Below are 16,134 nucleotides of genomic sequence, written 5' to 3'. Positions count from 1 at the left end.
AGAAACACGCATGTGGTATTTCAGCTGGATACTCGGCGCCGGACTCGCGGCGAGCTTCGCCATCCTCAATGGCATGTGGTACGAGATGCGGGATACGGACAAGCGCAAGAGCGATTGAGTGGAGAGCGGCGGCGTCCCCTTGCACGCCATCTCCGCGACCTATGCCGTCACCGTGTCGCGTGGCGAATCCGGCATATCGCTGCCTGCATCGCCATCCCATCGTCATCCCGGCGAACGCCGGGATCCATTTGCCATGAGGGTGAATGGTCCTGGACGTCGAGACATCCGGAGAGAATGGATTCCAGCGTTCGCTGGAATGACGGGAACGAGACGATGGGACAAGGTGATTCGTTTGCGATATGCAACGAATTGGCATGGGTAAAGGCAGCAGCGGCTAACCTGCCGGAAGTTCACATCGGCCCCCACGGCCAGGAGCGTCAACATGGATTTCAACAACAAGGTCGTCATCGTCACCGGTGGTGCCAGCGGCATCGGCGAGGCCAGCGCGAAGCTGTTTGCCGAGCGCGGCGCGCATGTGGTGATCGCGGATTTCTCGGAACACGGGCAGGCGGTCGCCGATGCGCTTTCGAAGCAGGGCGCGAAATCCCTGTTCGTGAAGACCGACGTGACCGACACCGCCGCCGTGCAGCGGATGGTGGATGAAACCGTCGCCGCCTTCGGTCGCATCGACGTGCTGTTCGCCAACGCCGGCATCGCCGCCGACGGTCCGATTGACCAGCTGTCCGAAGCGGCCTGGGACCGCACCATCGGCATCAACCTCACCGGTGTCTACCTGTGCGACAAGTACGTTATCGAGCAGATGCTCAAACAGGGTGGCGGCGTGATAGTCAATTGCGGTTCCATCCACAGCCACGTCGGCAAGCAGGGCGTCACCGCGTACGCGGCGGCCAAGGGCGGGGTGAAGCTGCTGACCCAGACCCTGGCCATCGACTACGGCGCGCGCGGCATCCGCGTCAACGCGGTCTGCCCCGGTTACATCGACACGCCGCTGCTGAAGGACGTTCCGGCCGAGGCCAGGCACGCGCTGGAGCAACTGCATCCGATGGGCCGGCTGGGCCGGGCCGAGGAAGTCGCGCGTGCGGTGCTGTTCCTTGCCAGCGACGATGCCTCCTTCGTCAACGGCGCCTCGTTGCTGGTCGACGGTGGCTACACGGCGCAGTGATGAATCGGGCGCGCGGGGCGCGGTGCGCCCCGCCGCTTCGGTACACGCCGGCCCCGACCGTCCGGGACGGTACGGGGATTGGCCTATAATCGCCGCATGTTCCCAGCAAGCCCGCCGGATGCGGAGCCCCGGACATGCCAGTCAAGAGCATCCAGAACCGCCGTCTTTACCAGCAGATCGCCGACCAGCTGCGCGGCATGATCAACCGTGGCGAATTCCCGCCGGGCAGCTATCTGCCGCCGGAACGCGAGCTCTCGCAGCAGTTCGGCGTCAGCCGCACCTCGCTGCGAGAGGCGCTGATCGCGCTGGAAGTGCTGGGCCTGGTGCGGGTCCGGGTGGGCGATGGGGTCAGCGTGGTGGGGCCGGACGCGGATGAAGCCCCGCCGGTCGAACATGCGCTGGATCGCGCCCGCCAGCTCAACCCGTGGACACTGGATCCGGAACTGGGCGTGGTGGCCGATTTCGACGCCGAGATTCCGCCGTTCTCATTGCTGAGCGCGCGCCGGCTGGTGGAGCCGGAAACCGCCGCGCTGGCGGCCGAGAACGCCACCGACGATCAAATCGCCGGCATCGAGGAAGCCCTGCAGCGCAACATCGCCGACAACCAGCACGCATCCACCACCCATCCCGGCGACCGGCTGCTGCATATCCGCATCGCCGACGCCAGCGGCAACCCCGCCTATTCGCTGCTGATCCGGCACCTGCTGGGCCACCAGTACGGCGCGATGTTCCAGCGCGTGCAGGCGCTGTACACGGTGGAAGACATGCCGCGTCGCTCGGAACTGGAGCACGAGGCCATCGTCGACGCGATCCGCGATCGGGATCCGGACGCCGCGCGCGCCGCGATGGAACGGCACCTGGATTCGGTGATCCGGATCTTCTCCGGCGGCGAGCGCTGACGCCGGGCAGCCGTCGACCCTAGGGCCGCCACAACACCTGCGGACCGACCTCGCGCACGTCGCGGGTGCCGGTCAGCGCCATGCTCACGTCCAGCTCCCGGCGGATCAGGTCCAGCGCGGTGGTGACGCCGCGTTCGCCCATCGCACCCAGGCCGTACAGGAAGGCCTTGCCGATCAGCGTGGCGCGCGCACCCAGCGCCAGCGCCTTGAGCACATCCTGGCCGCTGCGCACGCCGCTGTCGAACCAGATCTCGCAGCGGTCGCCGACCGCCGCCACCACCTGCGGCAGCGCGAGGATCGCCGGCGGCGCGGAATCGAGCTGGCGGCCACCATGGTTGGACACCACGATCACATCCGCACCGGCATCGACCGCCGCACGCGCGTCTTCCGCGTCCAGGATGCCCTTGACGACCAGCTTGCCCGGCCACAGCGAACGCACCCAGGCCACGTCCTGCCAACTGAGGGTGGGATCGAACTGACTGCCGATCCATTGCGACAGCGTGGTCATGCCCTTGCCGCCGCCGGGAATGAAACCGGCCAGGTTGCCGAAGTTGCGGTGCGGCGTGCGCAGCATGCCCCACGCCCAGCGCGGTCGGCGCAGCAGATCCAGCGCGTTGCCCACGGTCAGTCTGGGCGGCACGGTCAGGCCATTCTTGATGTCGCGATGGCGCTGGCCCTGGATCTGCAAATCGGCAGTGAGCACCAGCGCGGAGCATTGCGCGGCCTTCGCGCGCTGGATCAGCGAAGCGGCGAAATCGCGATCGCGCATCACGTACAGCTGGAACCAGAACGGCTTTTCCACCGCCGCGCGCACCGCCTCGATGGAGCAGATCGACACCGTGCTGAGGGTGAACGGCACGCCGGCGGCCTGGGCCGCGCGCGCGGCGAGGATTTCGCCGTCCGCGTGGAGGATGCCGGTCAACCCGGTCGGCGCCAATCCCACCGGCATGCTCACTGCCTCGCCGGCCATGGTGGTGGCCAGCGATCGCTGGTCCACATCGATCATCACCCGCTGGCGCAGCATCAGCGCGTCCAGCGCGCGACGATTGCCGTTGAGGGTGTGCTCGTCATACGAGCCGCGGTCGACGTAGTCGAAGATCGCGCGCGGCGCGCGGCGCATCGCCAGCTGGCGGAGATCCTCGTTGCAGGTGATCGGGGTCATGATGGAAACGGTTCGGGTCGAAGTACGGTCAGGACTGCGGGTGGCGGCGCGCGTACACACCGTAAAGCGCGACCACCAGGAAGCAGAAGGCGGGAATCCAGAACGCGGTCTCGATGCCGGCGACATCCGCCAGCCGGCCCATGAACCACGGCACGATGGCGCCGCCGACAATGGCCATGATGATGAAGCTGGCGCCGCGCTTGGTCTGCGCGCCCAGGCCCTTGATGCCCAGCGCGAAGATGGTCGGGAACATCATCGACATGAAGAAGAACACGGCGATGAGGGCGGCGACCGAGACCTTGCCCATGCCGGAGATGACCACGCCGCACAGCAGGATGTTGATCACGGCGTACACGCTGAGCAGGCGGGCCGCCGAAATCGTGCCCATCAGCGCGGTGGTCAGGAAGCGCCCGGCCAGGAAGCAGCCCAGCGCCACCGCCAACAGGTAAGCGGCGCGTTCGGAGGACAGGCCGGGGATATGATCGACCGCATAGTTGATGAAGAACGCGCCCGCGCCGACCTGTGCGGCGACGTAGAAGAACTGTGCGATCACCGCGAATACGAAATGGCGTTGCGAGAACAGCGGCACAGGGGGAACCGGCGCCACGGCGGCGGAGGCTTCACCGGAGACTTCCGGCATCCGTGTCCGCCAGATCAGCACCGCGATGGCGATGACCACGACCGCGGTGGCGACGTAGATCAGCTGCACGCCGTGGCTGCCGGAAATGCCCGAGGTCGAGGCGCCGAAGAACAGCTTGCCGCCGATGAACGGCGCAATGAACGTGCCCAGGCCGTTGAACGATTGCGCCAGGTTGAGGCGGCGTTCCGAGGTTTCCGCCGGACCCAGCACGGTGGCATAGGGATTGGCGGCCGTCTCCAGGCAGGCCAGCCCGCAGGCGATCACGAACAGGGCGAACAGGAAGTACTCGAACACGCCGGCGCGGGTGGCGGGAATGAACAGCAGCGCACCGCACGCGAACAGGCCCAGGCCGAGCAGGATGCCGGTCTTGTAGCCATGCCGCTCCATCAGCGCGGCGGCCGGCAGCGCCATCAGGAAGTAGGCACCGAAGTAGGCGGCCTGCAGCAGCGCCGAGCGCGCGCGGGTGATGTCCAGGGTTTCCTGGAAATGCTTGTTGAGCACGTCCAGCAGGCCATAGGAAAAACCCCACAGGAAGAACAGGCAGGTCACCAGGATGAATGCCAGCCGGTAGCGTTGCGCGCCGCTGTCCTGCAGGGTCGGGGAGGCGGTACCGGGCATTGCGGGCATGGTGGAAGCTCCTGCGGAAAGAGGGTCAGGCGTCGGTCAGGCGGAAAATCGGTTGCATCGGGGTCCACTTGGTGCCTTCCGGCGTCCACGGCGTGGCTTTCTGGAACGACCACATCAGGTCTTCCCAGGCGCGCAGGCGCGGATCGTCGCGCTCGGCGTCGGCCATGCGCGCGGCGTCGAACACCGCGTCGTCAGTGTCCATCACCATCACCATGCGCGTGCCCAGCCGGAAGATCTCCAGCTCGCGCACGCCATGCGCGCGCAGGTGGGCCAGCACTTCCGGCCAGACCTGCCGGTGGTAGTGCTCGTAGGCGGCGATCAGATCCGGATCGTCGTGCAGATCGAGGGCCAGACAATGGCGCATCGGGATTTCCTCAGGTCAGGGCGCGATCCAGATGGGTGTAGCCGCCATCCACGAACAGCCATTGGCCGGTGACGTGGGAGGCGCGCGCGGACAGCAGGAACACCGCGGTGTCGGCGATCTCGTCGGCGCGGGTCATGCGCCGTTCCAGCGGGATGCGGCGGGTGATATCGGCCAGCTTGGCATCCGGGTCGTCGAAGCCGGACAGCCAGCTCTGGTAGAGCGGGGTCATCACTTCCGCTGGCACCACCGCGTTCACCCGCACGCCGTCGGCGGCCAGCGAGGCGGCCCATTCGCGGGTCAGCGACAGCTGCGCGCCCTTGGAGGCGCAGTAGCCGCTGGTGCCGCCCTGGCCGGTAATCGCGGTCTTGGAGGAGACGTTGACGATGGCGCCGCGGCTGGCCTTCAGCGCGTCGACGCACAGGTGCGCCATCACGTAGTAGTGGATGAGATTGCGCTCCAGCGACTGCACGAACGCATCGCGTCCGGCTTCCAGCCCCACGCCGTCGTTGACGCCGGCGTTGTTGACCAGGCCGTGCAATGCGCCGTTTTCAGCCAGCGTCGCGGCCACCGCGCGCTCGCAGGCGGCCGTGTCGGCCAGATCGAGCTGGTGGAAACGGAAGCGCGGCTGCGCCTGCCGCAGTTCATCCTCGAACGCGGCGTCCAGCGGACTGCGCCCGAAGATCACCGGAATCGCGCCCTCGCGCGCCAACGCGCGTGAAATCGCGCCACCGATGCCGGCGCCGCCGCCGGTCACGATCACCACCTTGTCCCGCAGTTCCAGATCCATCACGTGCCCCTCAGCCGTGTACGTCATAGCAGTGCAGGGCGGTGCCGCCCCACAGCCGTGCTTGTTCGGTATTCGACAACCGGTTCGACCAGTCTCGCACCAGCGCCGCGACCGCGGCGTAGTCGGCGCGCAGCAGGCAGACCGGCCAGTCCGAGCCGAACATCAATCGATCCGCGCCGAACGCTTCCAGCGCGGCGTCCAGGTGGCGGAGGATCGCATCGCGATCCAACCCGGCGCCGACCACTTCGGTCACCAGTCCCGACGCCTTGCACAGCACGTGCGGCAGCGCGGCCAGCGCATGCAGGTGCCGCCGCCAGTCGGCCTTGCCGTCGCCGCCGATGGCGGGTTTGCCGAGATGATCCAGCACCAGCCAATGGCGATCGTGGCGCGCGCAGAACGCCGGCACCTCGGCCAGCTGCGCCGGTCCACGCACCAGGATTTCGTAGACCAGGCCCTGCCGCTGCACCGCCTCGACGCCACGCGCGAAGCGCGGATCGACCAGGGTCGCGGCCACGTCCGGGTCGTCCTGCAGCAGGTGGCGCACGCCGGCGAAGCGCGGATGCGCGCGCCAGTGCGCCAGCCGCTCCTCTGCATGGGCGGCGAACAGATCCACCCAGCCGACCACCGCCGCGATGATGGCGTGCTGCTGCGCGAGGTCGAGCAGGAACGTGTTCTCCGCCTCGTCGGCGCGCGCCTGCACCGCGATGCACGCGTCCAGGCCGGCGGCTTGCAGCAAGGGCGCCAGATCGTCCGGCAACCGGTCGCGCCGCAGCACGTCCATGCCCTCGCCCATCCAGGGATAGTCCCGGGGTGCGTAGCGCCAGAAATGCTGGTGGGCGTCGACGCGGGTGATCACGGCGTGGCGTCCGCCCGCGGCGAAATCGACATCGCGTCGAAACGCAGTTCCAGATCCTGCGCGGGGTAAGCGGGTGCGGCCAGTTCGACCGTCACCGGCGTCGCGCCCGCATCGGCGGCCGGAATCGCGAACGGTCCGATCGCCTGCTCGCGCAAGGTCGCCGCATCCACTTCGCGCGCCTGTTCGCCGACACGGATGCGGTAGCGCTGCGCCGATGCCGTACGCACGCCCGAGAAACGCAGCCATGCGGCGGTTTGCGCCTGCCCGGGCCGCAGCGTGGCGCGCAGCGATACCGTGGTCGGGCGCTGGCTGCGATAGCCGCTGCCGAACGCGAAGCTGGTGCCGGGATGCCAGGACGAACGGGGCAGCGTCGCGATGCCGGAAGCAGGAACCGCGACCGCATCGGCCGGCATGATCCGGAGCGCGCCCTGCAATTCAACGCGCAGCACCGGAAGCACAGCGTCCGGTGCCTGCGCGGGCAGATCGATCACCAGCGCATCGCCGTCGCGACGCCAGGCCAGCGGCGGCGCGGTGTCATTGCCATCGATGTGGATCCCGCGCGGATCATTGGCGAGGCCTTCGACGACGAGCTTGCCGCCGCGCCAGTCGCGCACGAACAGATAGAGCGTCTTGTCGTCCACCAGCGTGCTGCCCCAGGCCTGCGGCGGCAGCCCGCTCGGACGCGCGGTCATGGCGAGGTTGCCGTGGCGCTGCAACCACTGGCCGATGCCGCGCAGGACGTCGGCCTCGAACGGCACGATTGAGCCATCGCCCATCGGCCCGATGTTGAGCAGGTAGTTGCCGCCGGCGCTGCGCGCCTGCACCAGGCCATTGACCAGTTCGCGCACCTTGCCCGGCAGATCGTCGCGCTGCTGCCAGCTCCGGTAGCCCCAGGTGGCGTGGTAGATGGACGCCGGCACTTCGAACGGCGGCTGCATCGACGGCGGTGGCGCCTCGTTGTCGCCGAGGGTGACGAAGTCGCCGACGTTGTTCCAGATGCGGCCATTGATGACCGCCGCCGGTTGCAGGCGATGGACGATGCCGGCGAAACGACGGCTCTGCTCCGGCGTCGGCGTGGACATGTCGAACCACACCTCGGTGATTGGCCCGTAGTTCGTCATCAGCTCGGTGATCTGCTTTTCGATCAGCGGTTCCATCGACGCCGGAATCGGGTTGCCGTTGTCCGGGTCGAAGGGGTGGCCGGCGTGCCAGTCCACCAGCGAGAAATACAGGCCCAGGCCGATGCCGCGCGCGCGGCAGGCCTCGGTGATCAGCTTGATCGGGTCCTTGCCGAACGGCGTGCGATCGACGATGTCGAAGTCGGTGCTCGCGGTATCGAACATCGCGAAGCCGTCGTGGTGCTTGCTGGTGACCACCACGTAGCGCGCGCCGGCGTCCTGCGCCAGTTTGCAGATCGCGTCGGCGTCGAACTTCGGCGCGGCGAACCCGCGGGCGACCTTCGCGTAATCGTCATGGGAGATGTTGGCCCAGCTCTGGATCTGCTCCGAGTAGCCGCGCGTCACCGGCTGGCCGTTCCACACGCCGCCCAGTTCGGAATACAGGCCCCAGTGCACGAACATGCCGTAGCCCTGGCCCTGCCAGTGGCGGATGCGCGCGGCGGGATCGGCGGCCGGAAGCCTGGTAGCCGCGGCGGACGTGCCGTCGTGTGCAGGCGGCGTGCTGGTCGGCCGCTGTTCGTCGCAGCCCGCCGCCAGCGACAGCGCGACGGACAGCAGCGCGGCCGGCGGGGCGGATCGGCGGCGCGCCGTGGCCCGCATCAGGCGCCACCGCCGGGCGCGGGATGCAGGTACTGGCGACGGCTGGCGTCCTTCATGGTGATGGAGAAGCCGGGCGCGGTCGGGGGCAGGTAGGCGGCGTCGCGGATCACGCAGGGGTCCTGGAAGTGTTCGTGCAGGTGGTCGACGTATTCCACCACGCGGCCCTCGCGGGTGCCGGCGATGCAGACGTAGTCGATCATCGCCAGATGTTGAACGTATTCGCACAGGCCCACACCTCCGGCGTGCGGGCACACCGGCAGGCCGTACTTGGCCGCCATCAGCAGGATTGCCAGCACCTCGTTGACCCCGCCCACGCGGCAGGCGTCGATCTGGACCACGTCGATGGCGCCGCCGGCGATGAACTGCTTGAACAGGATCCGGTTCTGGCACATCTCGCCGGTGGCGACCTGCACCGGCGCGATGGCCTGGCGGATGTCGCGATGCCCGGCGATGTCGTCGGGGCTGGTGGGCTCCTCGATGAACCACGGTTGGGCGAAGGCCAACTGCTTCACCCAGTCGATGGCCTGGCCGACTTCCCAGATCTGGTTGGCGTCGATCATCAGCTGGCGGTCCGGGCCCAGCACCTCGCGGGCGATGGTTACCCGGCGGATGTCGTCCTGCAGATCCCGGCCGACCTTCAGCTTGACGTGGCGGAAGCCGGCGTCCACCGCTTCCTGGCACAGCCGGCGGAGCTTGTCGTCCGGATAGCCCAGCCAGCCGGCCGAGGTGGTGTAGCAGGGATAGCCCTCGCGTTCGAGGGTGGCGATGCGCCCGGCCTTGCCGGCTTCGCGATCGCGCAGCAGCGCCAGCGCTTCCTCCGGCGTGATGGCGTCGCTCAGGTAGCGGAAATCGACGCAGCGCACCAATTGTTCCGGGGTCATGTCGGCGACCAGCCGCCACACCGGCTTGCCTTCGGCCTTGGCCCACAGATCCCAGGCCGCGTTGACCACCGCGCCGGTGGCCAGGTGCATGGCGCCCTTGTCCGGACCGATCCAGCGCAGCTGGCTGTCGGAGGTGACGTGGCGCCAGAAGCGGCCCATGTCCTGCGCGATCCAGTCCAGCTCCAACCCGACCACCAGATGGCGCATCGCCTCGATCGCGGCGCAGCAGATCTCGTTGCCGCGGCCGATGGTGAAGGTCAGGCCGTGGCCTTCCAGTCCGTCGCGGGTGGTTTCCAGCACCACGTAGGCGGCGGAATAGTCCGGATCCGGATTCATCGCATCCGAACCGTCCAGGTGCTGCGAAGTGGGGAAGCGCAGATCCTCGACCCGCATCCCGGTGATGCGCACGCCGGCCAGCGCCGGAAGGGCAACCGCATTCATGCCTGCACCACCTTCTGCCGTTGTTCGCCGAGACCGTCGATGCCCAGCCGCATGACCTGGCCGGGTCGCAGGTACACCGGCGGCTTCTGGCCCAGGCCCACGCCCGGCGGCGTGCCGGTGGAAATCACGTCGCCCGGTTGCAGGCTCATGAAACGGCTCAGGTAGCTGATGAGGAACGGCACCTGGAACACCATCGTGCGGGTGTTGCCGTCCTGGTATCGGTGGCCATCCACTTCCAGCCACAGGCCGAGCGCGTGCGGATCGGGAACCTCGTCGGCGGTCACCAGCCAGGGACCGAGCGGACCGAAGGTGTCGCAGCCCTTGCCCTTGTCCCAGGTGCCGGTGCCTTCGAGCTGGAACTCGCGCTCGGACACATCGTTGATCACGCAGTAGCCGGCGACGTGCTCCATCGCGTCGGCTTCGGCGATGTAGCGGCCGCCACGGCCGATCACCACGCCCAGTTCCACTTCCCAATCGGTCTTGTGCGAACCGCGCGGAATCCGCACGTCGTCGTCGGGTCCGCAGATCGCGCTGGTCCACTTGTTGAAGATCACCGGTTCGGCGGGCACCTGGGCGCCGGTTTCGGCGGCGTGGTCGGAATAGTTCAGGCCGATGCAGACGAACTTGCCGACCTGCCCCACGCAGGGGCCCAGGCGCGGCGCGCCATCCACCAGCGGCAGCGTGGACACGTCCAGCGCACGCAGGCGCTGCAGGCCTTCGGGGGTAATCGCTTCGCCGGCGATGTCGGTGATGACCGACGAAAGATCGCGGATGCGGCTTTCGTCGTCGAGCAGTCCGGGCTTTTCCGCGCCCGGCGCGCCATGGCGCAACAGTTTCATGCAGGGTTCCTTCAGTTGATCCAGCCGCCGTCGATCACGTGCGTGGTGCCGGTGGTGAATGCGGATTCGTCGCTGGCCAGGTACACCGCCAGCGCGGCGATTTCCTCGGGGCGGCCCAGCCGGCCCATCGGTTGGCGGCCGACGAACGCGGCCTGCACGTCCTCGACGGAACTGCCCTGTTGCCGCGCCTGCTCGGCGATGCGCGCTTCCAGCGACGGCGAGCTGACCGTGCCCGGGCAGATCGCGTTGCAGCGGACGCCGCGGCCGACGAAATCGGCGGCCACCGCCTTGGTCAGGCCGATCACCGCGGCCTTGGTGGTGCCGTAGATGAAGCGGTTGGGTACGCCCTTGATGCTGGAGGCGACCGAGGCGACATTGATGATCGAGCCGCCGCCGCGTGCCAGCATGCCCGGCAGCAACTGGCGGATCAGGTGGTACATCGAGCCGACGTTGAGGCGCCAGGCGAGGTCCCAGTCCTCCTCGCCGGCCTCCAGGATGCTGCCGCTGTGGACGAAGCCGGCGCAGTTGAACAGCACGTCCACCGCGTCGCCGGCGCCCGCGTGGCGCTGGGCGAGGGCGGCGATCGCGGCGGTGTCGGTCACGTCCAGGCGCAGCGGCACGAGCGCCTCGCCGGCGTCGACCCGCAGCCGCTGCAGGGCCTCCTGGTCGATGTCGGCGGCGATCACCCGCGCGCCTTCGCGGATGAAGGCCAGCGCGGTGGCGCGGCCGATGCCCTGGCCGGCCGCGGTGACCAGGGCGAGTTTGCCTTGCAGGCGCATGGGGACTCCGGGCTAATGGCCTAGTGGTTGGACCAATGCTATCGTGAGATCTGAAACTTGCAACCCGGCTGAGGCGAGGTCCGATGATGGAACAGGTGAAGCGGAAAGGGGAGGCGGCCCGCGCCGTCGTGATGGGAAAGGCGACCGGGTTGGCGATCCTGTTGCTGGCCCTGGGCGCTTGCGGTGGCCCGGCAACTGACCCGGGCCAGGCAGGTACGCCCGCCGAGGCCTTTGCCGCTGGCGGCATGCCGCCGCTGATTCCCGCGCCCGCGCAGGCCACGCCCGGACAGGGCCGTTTCGTGGTGGCGGCCGACACGCCGGTCGTGGCCGCGTCGACTGATCCGGCCGCCCAGGCCGCCGCCGGCCAGTTCATCGCCATGCTGCGCGAAAGCACCGGCGTTTCCCTGCACCGGGTCGAATCGGCGTCGGCGCCGGCCATCGTTTTCAGCACCGATGCGAAAGTGGACACCCGGGCGGAAGGCTATGCGCTGGAGGTGGCCGCCGACGGCATCCGCATCCATGCCCGCGATGGCGCCGGCCTGTTCTACGGCGGCGTCAGCCTGTGGCAACTGCTGACCACCGCTGACACCCTGCCGATCAGCGTGCCGGCGGTGCGCATCGCCGACGCGCCGCGCTTCGGCTGGCGCGGCTTCATGCTCGACTCGGCCCGGCACATCCAGAGCGTGGACGAGATCAAGCGCCTGCTGGACCAGATGGCGCGGCACAAGTTGAACGTCTTCCACTGGCACCTGACCGACGACCAGGGCTGGCGCCTGGAGATCAAGCGCTACCCGAAACTCACCGAAGTCGGCGCGTGGCGCATTCCCGCCGGCAAGGCCGGGCAGGATGCCGACGGCAAGCCGGTGCGCTACGGCGGTTTCTACACCCAGGCCGAAGCGCGCGAGATCGTCGAGTACGCGCGCCAGCGCCACATCACCGTAGTGCCGGAAATCGAGATGCCCGGCCATGCACAGGCCGCCATCGCGGCGTATCCGGAATTCGGCGCCACCGGCAAGGCACCGCCGGTTTCGCCGGACTGGGGCGTGAACACCTGGCTGTATGGCGTGGAGGATCCGACCTTCAAGTTCCTGGAGGACGTGCTGACGGAAGTGATGGACATCTTCCCCGGCCAGTACATCCACATCGGCGGCGACGAGGCGGACAAGTACCAGTGGCGCAACTCGCCGTCGATCCAGGCGCGTCGCAAGGCGCTCGGCCTGACCGACGACATGCAACTGCAGAGCTGGTTCATCAAGCGCATCGAAACCTTCCTGGTAGCGCACGACCGCCGCCTGGTCGGCTGGGACGAAATCCTCGAAGGCGGCCTGCCGCCGGAGGCGACGGTGATGTCCTGGCGCGGCATGGAAGGCGCGGTGGAGGCGGCGCGGCAGGGACACGACGTGGTGCTGAGCCCGAGCAACGTCACCTACATCAACCGGATGCAGTCCGACGAATCCGACGAACCGCCGGGCCACGACTACACCACGACGCTGCGCAAGGTGTACGACTTCGAGCCGGTGCCGCCCGAACTGGATGCCGATCAGGCCAGGCATGTGCTCGGCACCCAGGCCAACCTGTGGACCGAACACGTGCGCACCGAGCCGCGGGTGGAGCATATGGCGTTCCCGCGCCTGTCGGCATTGGCCGAGATTGCCTGGTCGCCCAAGGCCATGCGCGACTGGGACGGATTCCTGCAGCGGCTGGCGCCGCAGATGCGGCGCTTCCAGCGTTCCGGCATCCGCGCCGCCGACAGCGCGTTCGCCGCGCGCATCCGCGCGCAGGCCGAGGGCGAACGCGCGCAGGTGACCCTGCTCAACCAGACCGGCTTCGGTGAACTGCGCTACACCACCGACGGCAGCGAACCGACCGCGCAGTCGCCTCGCTACCAGCAGGCATTGCAGGTGGCGTTGCCGACCACGGTGAAGGCCAATGCCTTCTTCCAGGGCAAGCCGCTGGCCGCGCCGCGCGAACTGCGCGTCGACGCGCTCGCCCTGCGCACCCGCGAGGCCGAGTACCTGGATGCCTGCCGCAAGGACAGCTACGTGCTGCGGCTGGAAGACGACGAACCGCGCGAAGGCGAGCGCGCGGTGGTGCCGGTCGACATCGGCACGCCGTGCTGGCAGTGGAAGCAGGCGCCGCTGGATGGCGTCACCACCCTGCGCGCCGAAGTGCTGGATCTGCCGTACAACTTCCAGTTCGGCGGCGACTCGGTCGGCGTCGAACCGCCGCCGGCCGGGCCGGTGGATCTGCAGGTACGTGTCGGCGGTTGCGAAGGCAAACCGGTGGCGACCGCGCGGGTCGAGCCGGGCGCCGACGCGGTCAAGCGGGTCGAGGTGGCCCTGCCGTCCCTGCAGGGCGCGCAGGACCTGTGCCTGAAGTTCACCGGCGATCACCGGCGCGTGCTGTGGGCCATCGATCGCATCCAGTTGCTGACGGCGGCGGAGCCGCGCTGATGCGCGCACCGGCCACGCTGGCCATGGTGCTGGTGGCGGGATTCACCGCCGCCACGCCCGCGACCACGCCGGTGGGCGAACCGGCACCGGCCTTTGCGCCGACCCCGGGGATCTACCACGACGGCTGGATCGACCTGGACAAGAACGGCCGCAAGGACGTCTACGAAGACGCTCGCGCGCCAATCGACGCGCGGGTGGAGGACCTGCTGGCGCGGATGAGCATGGAGGAAAAGACCGTACAGCTGGCGACGCTGTACGGCTACGGCCGGGTGCTGAAGGACCCGCTGCCCACCGCGCAATGGAAGGCCGCGCTGTGGAAGGACGGCATCGGCAACATCGACGAGATGCACAACGGCTGGGGCGATGGTCGCAGGAGCGTGTATGCCACCGACCTGCGCCGGCACGTGTGGGCGATGAACGAGGTGCAGCGGTTCTTCGTCGAACAGACCCGGCTCGGCATCCCGGTCGATTTCACCAACGAGGGCATCCGCGGCGTCGAGGCGCGTGGAGCGACCAGTTTCCCCAGCCAGTTGGGCATCGGCCACACCTGGAACCGCGCGCTGGTGCGCCGGATCGGCCGCATCACCGGGGTCGAGGCGCGCGCGCTGGGCTACAGCAATGTGTATGCGCCTATCCTGGATGTGGCCCGCGATCAGCGCTGGGGCCGGATGGAGGAGGTCTACGGCGAGGATCCGTACCTGGTCTCGCGCCTGGGCGTGGAAATGGTGAAGGGGCTGCAACAGGACTTCACCGTGGCCGCCACCGCCAAGCACTTCGCCGTCTACAGCGCCAACAAGGGCGCGCGCGAGGGCATGGCCCGCACCGATCCGCAGGTGGCGCCGCGCGAGGTCGAGGAGATCTTCCTGCCGCCGTTCGCCGCCGCGATCCGCGAGGCCGGCCTGCTGGGCGTGATGAGTTCCTACAACGACTACGATGGCGTGCCGGTCACCGGCAGCCACTATTGGCTGACCGAGCGCCTGCGCGGCGATTTTGGCTTCCGCGGGTACGTCGTCTCCGACAGCGAGGCGGTCGAATTCCTGCACACCAAGCACGGCGTGGCCGCCGACGCCAAGGACGCGGTGCGGCAGGCGGCCGAGGCCGGCCTGAACATCCGCACCAACTTCACCCCGCCGGAGGACTACGTGCTGCCGATGCGCGCGGCGCTGGCCGATAGCTCGCTGGAGATCGCGACGGTCGACGATCGCGTGCGCGACGTGTTGCGGGTGAAGTTCACCCTCGGCCTGTTCGACCGGCCCTACGTGGACGATGCGGAAGCCAGCGCGCGCCTCGTGAATTCGGATGTGCATCGCGACGTCGCCCTGCAGGCGGTTCGGGAGAGCCTGGTGCTGCTGAAGAACGCGGATGCCGCGCTGCCGCTGCACAAGGATCTGAAGACGATCGCGGTGATTGGCCCCAATGCCGATGACGGTCGCTATTCCTACCGCCACTACGGTCCCTCCGGCGGTCATATGGTGACCGTGCTGGAAGGCGTGCGCGCGAAACTGGGGCCACGTGCCGAGGTGCGCCATGCCAAGGGCGTGGAGATTGCCGGCGACAACTGGCCGGCCATCGAGATCCTGCCCGAACCGCTGAGTGCCATCGAGCAGGCCGGCATCGACGAGGCCGTGCGCGCGGCCACCGGCGCCGACGTGGCGGTCGTCGTGCTGGGCGATGGCGATCGCACCGTCGGTGAAAGCCTGAGTCGCACCAGTCTGGATCTACCGGGCAGGCAGCTGGAACTGCTGCGTGCCGTGCATGCCACCGGCACGCCGGTGGTGCTGGTGCTGATCAATGGCCGGCCGATGAGCATCAACTGGGCCGATGCGCATGTGCCCGCGATCCTGGAAGCCTGGTTTCCCGGCGATCAGGGCGGCACCGCCATCGCCGATGCGCTGTTCGGTGACTACAACCCGGGCGGCAAGCTGACCGTCACCTTCCCGAAGAGCGCGGGGCAGATTCCGTTCAATTTCCCGACCAAGCCAAATGCGCAGTGGGAAGGCGAGAAGTCGCGGGTCAACGGCGCCCTGTACACGTTCGGCCATGGCTTGAGCTACACCACGTTCGAGTACGCCAACCTGCGCATCACGCCGCAACGGATTCCGGTGGGCGGCAGCGTCGAGGTGAGCGTGGATGTGCGCAACACCGGCCGTGTCGCCGGCGATGAGGTAGTCCAGCTCTACACCCGCGATCTGGTCGGTTCGGTGACCACCTACGAGAAGAACCTGCGCGGCTTCGAGCGCATCCACCTGGCGCCGGGCCAGACCCGCACCGTGCGATTCCGCCTGACGCCGGAGGATCTGGCGTTGTGGGACCGGCGGATGCGACGGGTGGTCGAGCCGGGCATGTTCAAGGTGATGATCGGGGCGGGTTCGGAAGACATCCGCCAGCAGGGCGAGTTCGAGGTACAACCATGACCGCGACGCATCATGGCGATGCGCGCGAAGG

14 protein-coding genes are annotated in these 16,134 nt (G+C 68.4%); 5 read left to right on the top strand and 9 right to left on the bottom strand.

Annotated features, from left to right (window positions below):
* The first annotated feature begins 10 nt into the window (after positions 1-10).
* The 3 genes from cydX (at position 11) to FG323_RS09340 (ending at position 2,082) form a co-directional block, all read left to right on the top strand.
* Entirely contained in the window at positions 11-118 is a 108-nt protein-coding gene (cydX, locus tag FG323_RS09350; protein WP_141454247.1) for a cytochrome bd-I oxidase subunit CydX, read from the top strand.
* A gap of 324 nt (positions 119-442) precedes the next feature.
* Positions 443-1,183, top strand: a complete 741-nt coding sequence (locus tag FG323_RS09345; RefSeq protein WP_141454246.1) for an SDR family NAD(P)-dependent oxidoreductase — start codon at positions 443-445, stop codon at positions 1,181-1,183.
* Positions 1,184-1,317: 134 nt separating this feature from the next.
* The gene (locus tag FG323_RS09340; protein ID WP_141454245.1) at positions 1,318-2,082 is read left to right on the top strand and encodes a FadR/GntR family transcriptional regulator; all 765 of its coding nucleotides are present in this window, start codon (positions 1,318-1,320) and stop codon (positions 2,080-2,082) included.
* Between the two features lie 19 nt (positions 2,083-2,101).
* Here FG323_RS09340 and FG323_RS09335 read toward each other — a convergent pair whose 3' ends face one another.
* Genes FG323_RS09335 through FG323_RS09295 form a run of 9 tightly spaced genes read right to left on the bottom strand, consistent with a single transcriptional unit; the run spans position 2,102 to position 11,236 of the window.
* Positions 2,102-3,244 carry an alpha-hydroxy acid oxidase gene (locus tag FG323_RS09335; RefSeq protein ID WP_141454244.1) on the bottom strand — a complete coding sequence of 381 codons (1,143 nt, stop codon included), beginning with the start codon at positions 3,242-3,244 and terminating at the stop codon, positions 2,102-2,104.
* A 28-nt stretch (positions 3,245-3,272) separates the two neighbouring features.
* Positions 3,273-4,511, bottom strand: a complete 1,239-nt coding sequence (locus FG323_RS09330; protein WP_141454243.1) for a sugar MFS transporter — start codon at positions 4,509-4,511, stop codon at positions 3,273-3,275.
* A gap of 25 nt (positions 4,512-4,536) precedes the next feature.
* Positions 4,537-4,875, bottom strand: a complete 339-nt coding sequence (locus FG323_RS09325; RefSeq protein WP_141454242.1) for an L-rhamnose mutarotase — start codon at positions 4,873-4,875, stop codon at positions 4,537-4,539.
* Positions 4,876-4,885: 10 nt separating this feature from the next.
* The gene (locus FG323_RS09320; RefSeq protein ID WP_141454241.1) at positions 4,886-5,662 is read right to left on the bottom strand and encodes an SDR family oxidoreductase; all 777 of its coding nucleotides are present in this window, start codon (positions 5,660-5,662) and stop codon (positions 4,886-4,888) included.
* Positions 5,663-5,672: 10 nt separating this feature from the next.
* Positions 5,673-6,518, bottom strand: a complete 846-nt coding sequence (locus FG323_RS09315) for an amidohydrolase family protein (protein ID WP_220094144.1) — start codon at positions 6,516-6,518, stop codon at positions 5,673-5,675.
* Positions 6,515-8,296: an alpha-L-fucosidase gene (locus FG323_RS19795; RefSeq protein ID WP_141454239.1), complete on the bottom strand. Its 1,782-nt coding sequence runs from the start codon at positions 8,294-8,296 to the stop codon at positions 6,515-6,517. Before FG323_RS19795 ends, FG323_RS09315 begins: the two co-directional genes overlap by 4 nt.
* Positions 8,296-9,570, bottom strand: coding sequence for an L-fuconate dehydratase (locus FG323_RS09305; RefSeq protein WP_141454603.1), 1,275 nt, complete (start codon positions 9,568-9,570; stop codon positions 8,296-8,298). The genes FG323_RS19795 and FG323_RS09305 overlap by 1 nt, the downstream gene beginning before the upstream one ends.
* Positions 9,571-9,614: 44 nt before the next feature.
* Positions 9,615-10,457 carry a fumarylacetoacetate hydrolase family protein gene (locus tag FG323_RS09300; RefSeq protein ID WP_141454238.1) on the bottom strand — a complete coding sequence of 281 codons (843 nt, stop codon included), beginning with the start codon at positions 10,455-10,457 and terminating at the stop codon, positions 9,615-9,617.
* Positions 10,458-10,468: 11 nt separating this feature from the next.
* Entirely contained in the window at positions 10,469-11,236 is a 768-nt protein-coding gene (locus FG323_RS09295; RefSeq protein ID WP_141454237.1) for an SDR family oxidoreductase, read from the bottom strand.
* Positions 11,237-11,322: 86 nt separating this feature from the next.
* Here FG323_RS09295 and FG323_RS09290 point away from each other — a divergent pair, with 86 nt between their 5' ends.
* A complete protein-coding gene (locus FG323_RS09290; protein WP_181444150.1) occupies positions 11,323-13,689 on the top strand; it encodes a family 20 glycosylhydrolase in 2,367 nt (788 codons plus the stop codon).
* The gene (locus tag FG323_RS09285; RefSeq protein ID WP_141454235.1) at positions 13,689-16,103 is read left to right on the top strand and encodes a glycoside hydrolase family 3 N-terminal domain-containing protein; all 2,415 of its coding nucleotides are present in this window, start codon (positions 13,689-13,691) and stop codon (positions 16,101-16,103) included. The genes FG323_RS09290 and FG323_RS09285 overlap by 1 nt, the downstream gene beginning before the upstream one ends.
* Positions 16,104-16,134: the final 31 nt, after the last annotated feature.

The organism is Pseudoxanthomonas sp. z9 (genome assembly GCF_006542425.1).
GTDB lineage: Bacteria > Pseudomonadota > Gammaproteobacteria > Xanthomonadales > Xanthomonadaceae > Pseudoxanthomonas_A.
Note: the sequence above shows the minus strand (reverse complement) of the source record. Positions and strands in the feature narration are given on the sequence as shown.

What these genes read in the sequence shown, in the direction of transcription:
- cydX (WP_141454247.1), top strand. Translation starts at nt 11, where the DNA reads ATGTGGTATTTCAGCTGGATACTCGGCGCCGGACTCGCGGCGAGCTTC.
- FG323_RS09345 (WP_141454246.1), top strand. Translation starts at nt 443, where the DNA reads ATGGATTTCAACAACAAGGTCGTCATCGTCACCGGTGGTGCCAGCGGC.
- FG323_RS09340 (WP_141454245.1), top strand. Translation starts at nt 1,318, where the DNA reads ATGCCAGTCAAGAGCATCCAGAACCGCCGTCTTTACCAGCAGATCGCC.
- FG323_RS09335 (WP_141454244.1), bottom strand. Translation starts at nt 3,244, where the DNA reads ATGACCCCGATCACCTGCAACGAGGATCTCCGCCAGCTGGCGATGCGC.
- FG323_RS09330 (WP_141454243.1), bottom strand. Translation starts at nt 4,511, where the DNA reads ATGCCCGCAATGCCCGGTACCGCCTCCCCGACCCTGCAGGACAGCGGC.
- FG323_RS09325 (WP_141454242.1), bottom strand. Translation starts at nt 4,875, where the DNA reads ATGCGCCATTGTCTGGCCCTCGATCTGCACGACGATCCGGATCTGATC.
- FG323_RS09320 (WP_141454241.1), bottom strand. Translation starts at nt 5,662, where the DNA reads ATGGATCTGGAACTGCGGGACAAGGTGGTGATCGTGACCGGCGGCGGC.
- FG323_RS19795 (WP_141454239.1), bottom strand. Translation starts at nt 8,296, where the DNA reads ATGCGGGCCACGGCGCGCCGCCGATCCGCCCCGCCGGCCGCGCTGCTG.
- FG323_RS09305 (WP_141454603.1), bottom strand. Translation starts at nt 9,570, where the DNA reads ATGCGGGTCGAGGATCTGCGCTTCCCCACTTCGCAGCACCTGGACGGT.
- FG323_RS09300 (WP_141454238.1), bottom strand. Translation starts at nt 10,457, where the DNA reads ATGAAACTGTTGCGCCATGGCGCGCCGGGCGCGGAAAAGCCCGGACTG.
- FG323_RS09295 (WP_141454237.1), bottom strand. Translation starts at nt 11,236, where the DNA reads ATGCGCCTGCAAGGCAAACTCGCCCTGGTCACCGCGGCCGGCCAGGGC.
- FG323_RS09290 (WP_181444150.1), top strand. Translation starts at nt 11,323, where the DNA reads ATGGAACAGGTGAAGCGGAAAGGGGAGGCGGCCCGCGCCGTCGTGATG.
- FG323_RS09285 (WP_141454235.1), top strand. Translation starts at nt 13,689, where the DNA reads ATGCGCGCACCGGCCACGCTGGCCATGGTGCTGGTGGCGGGATTCACC.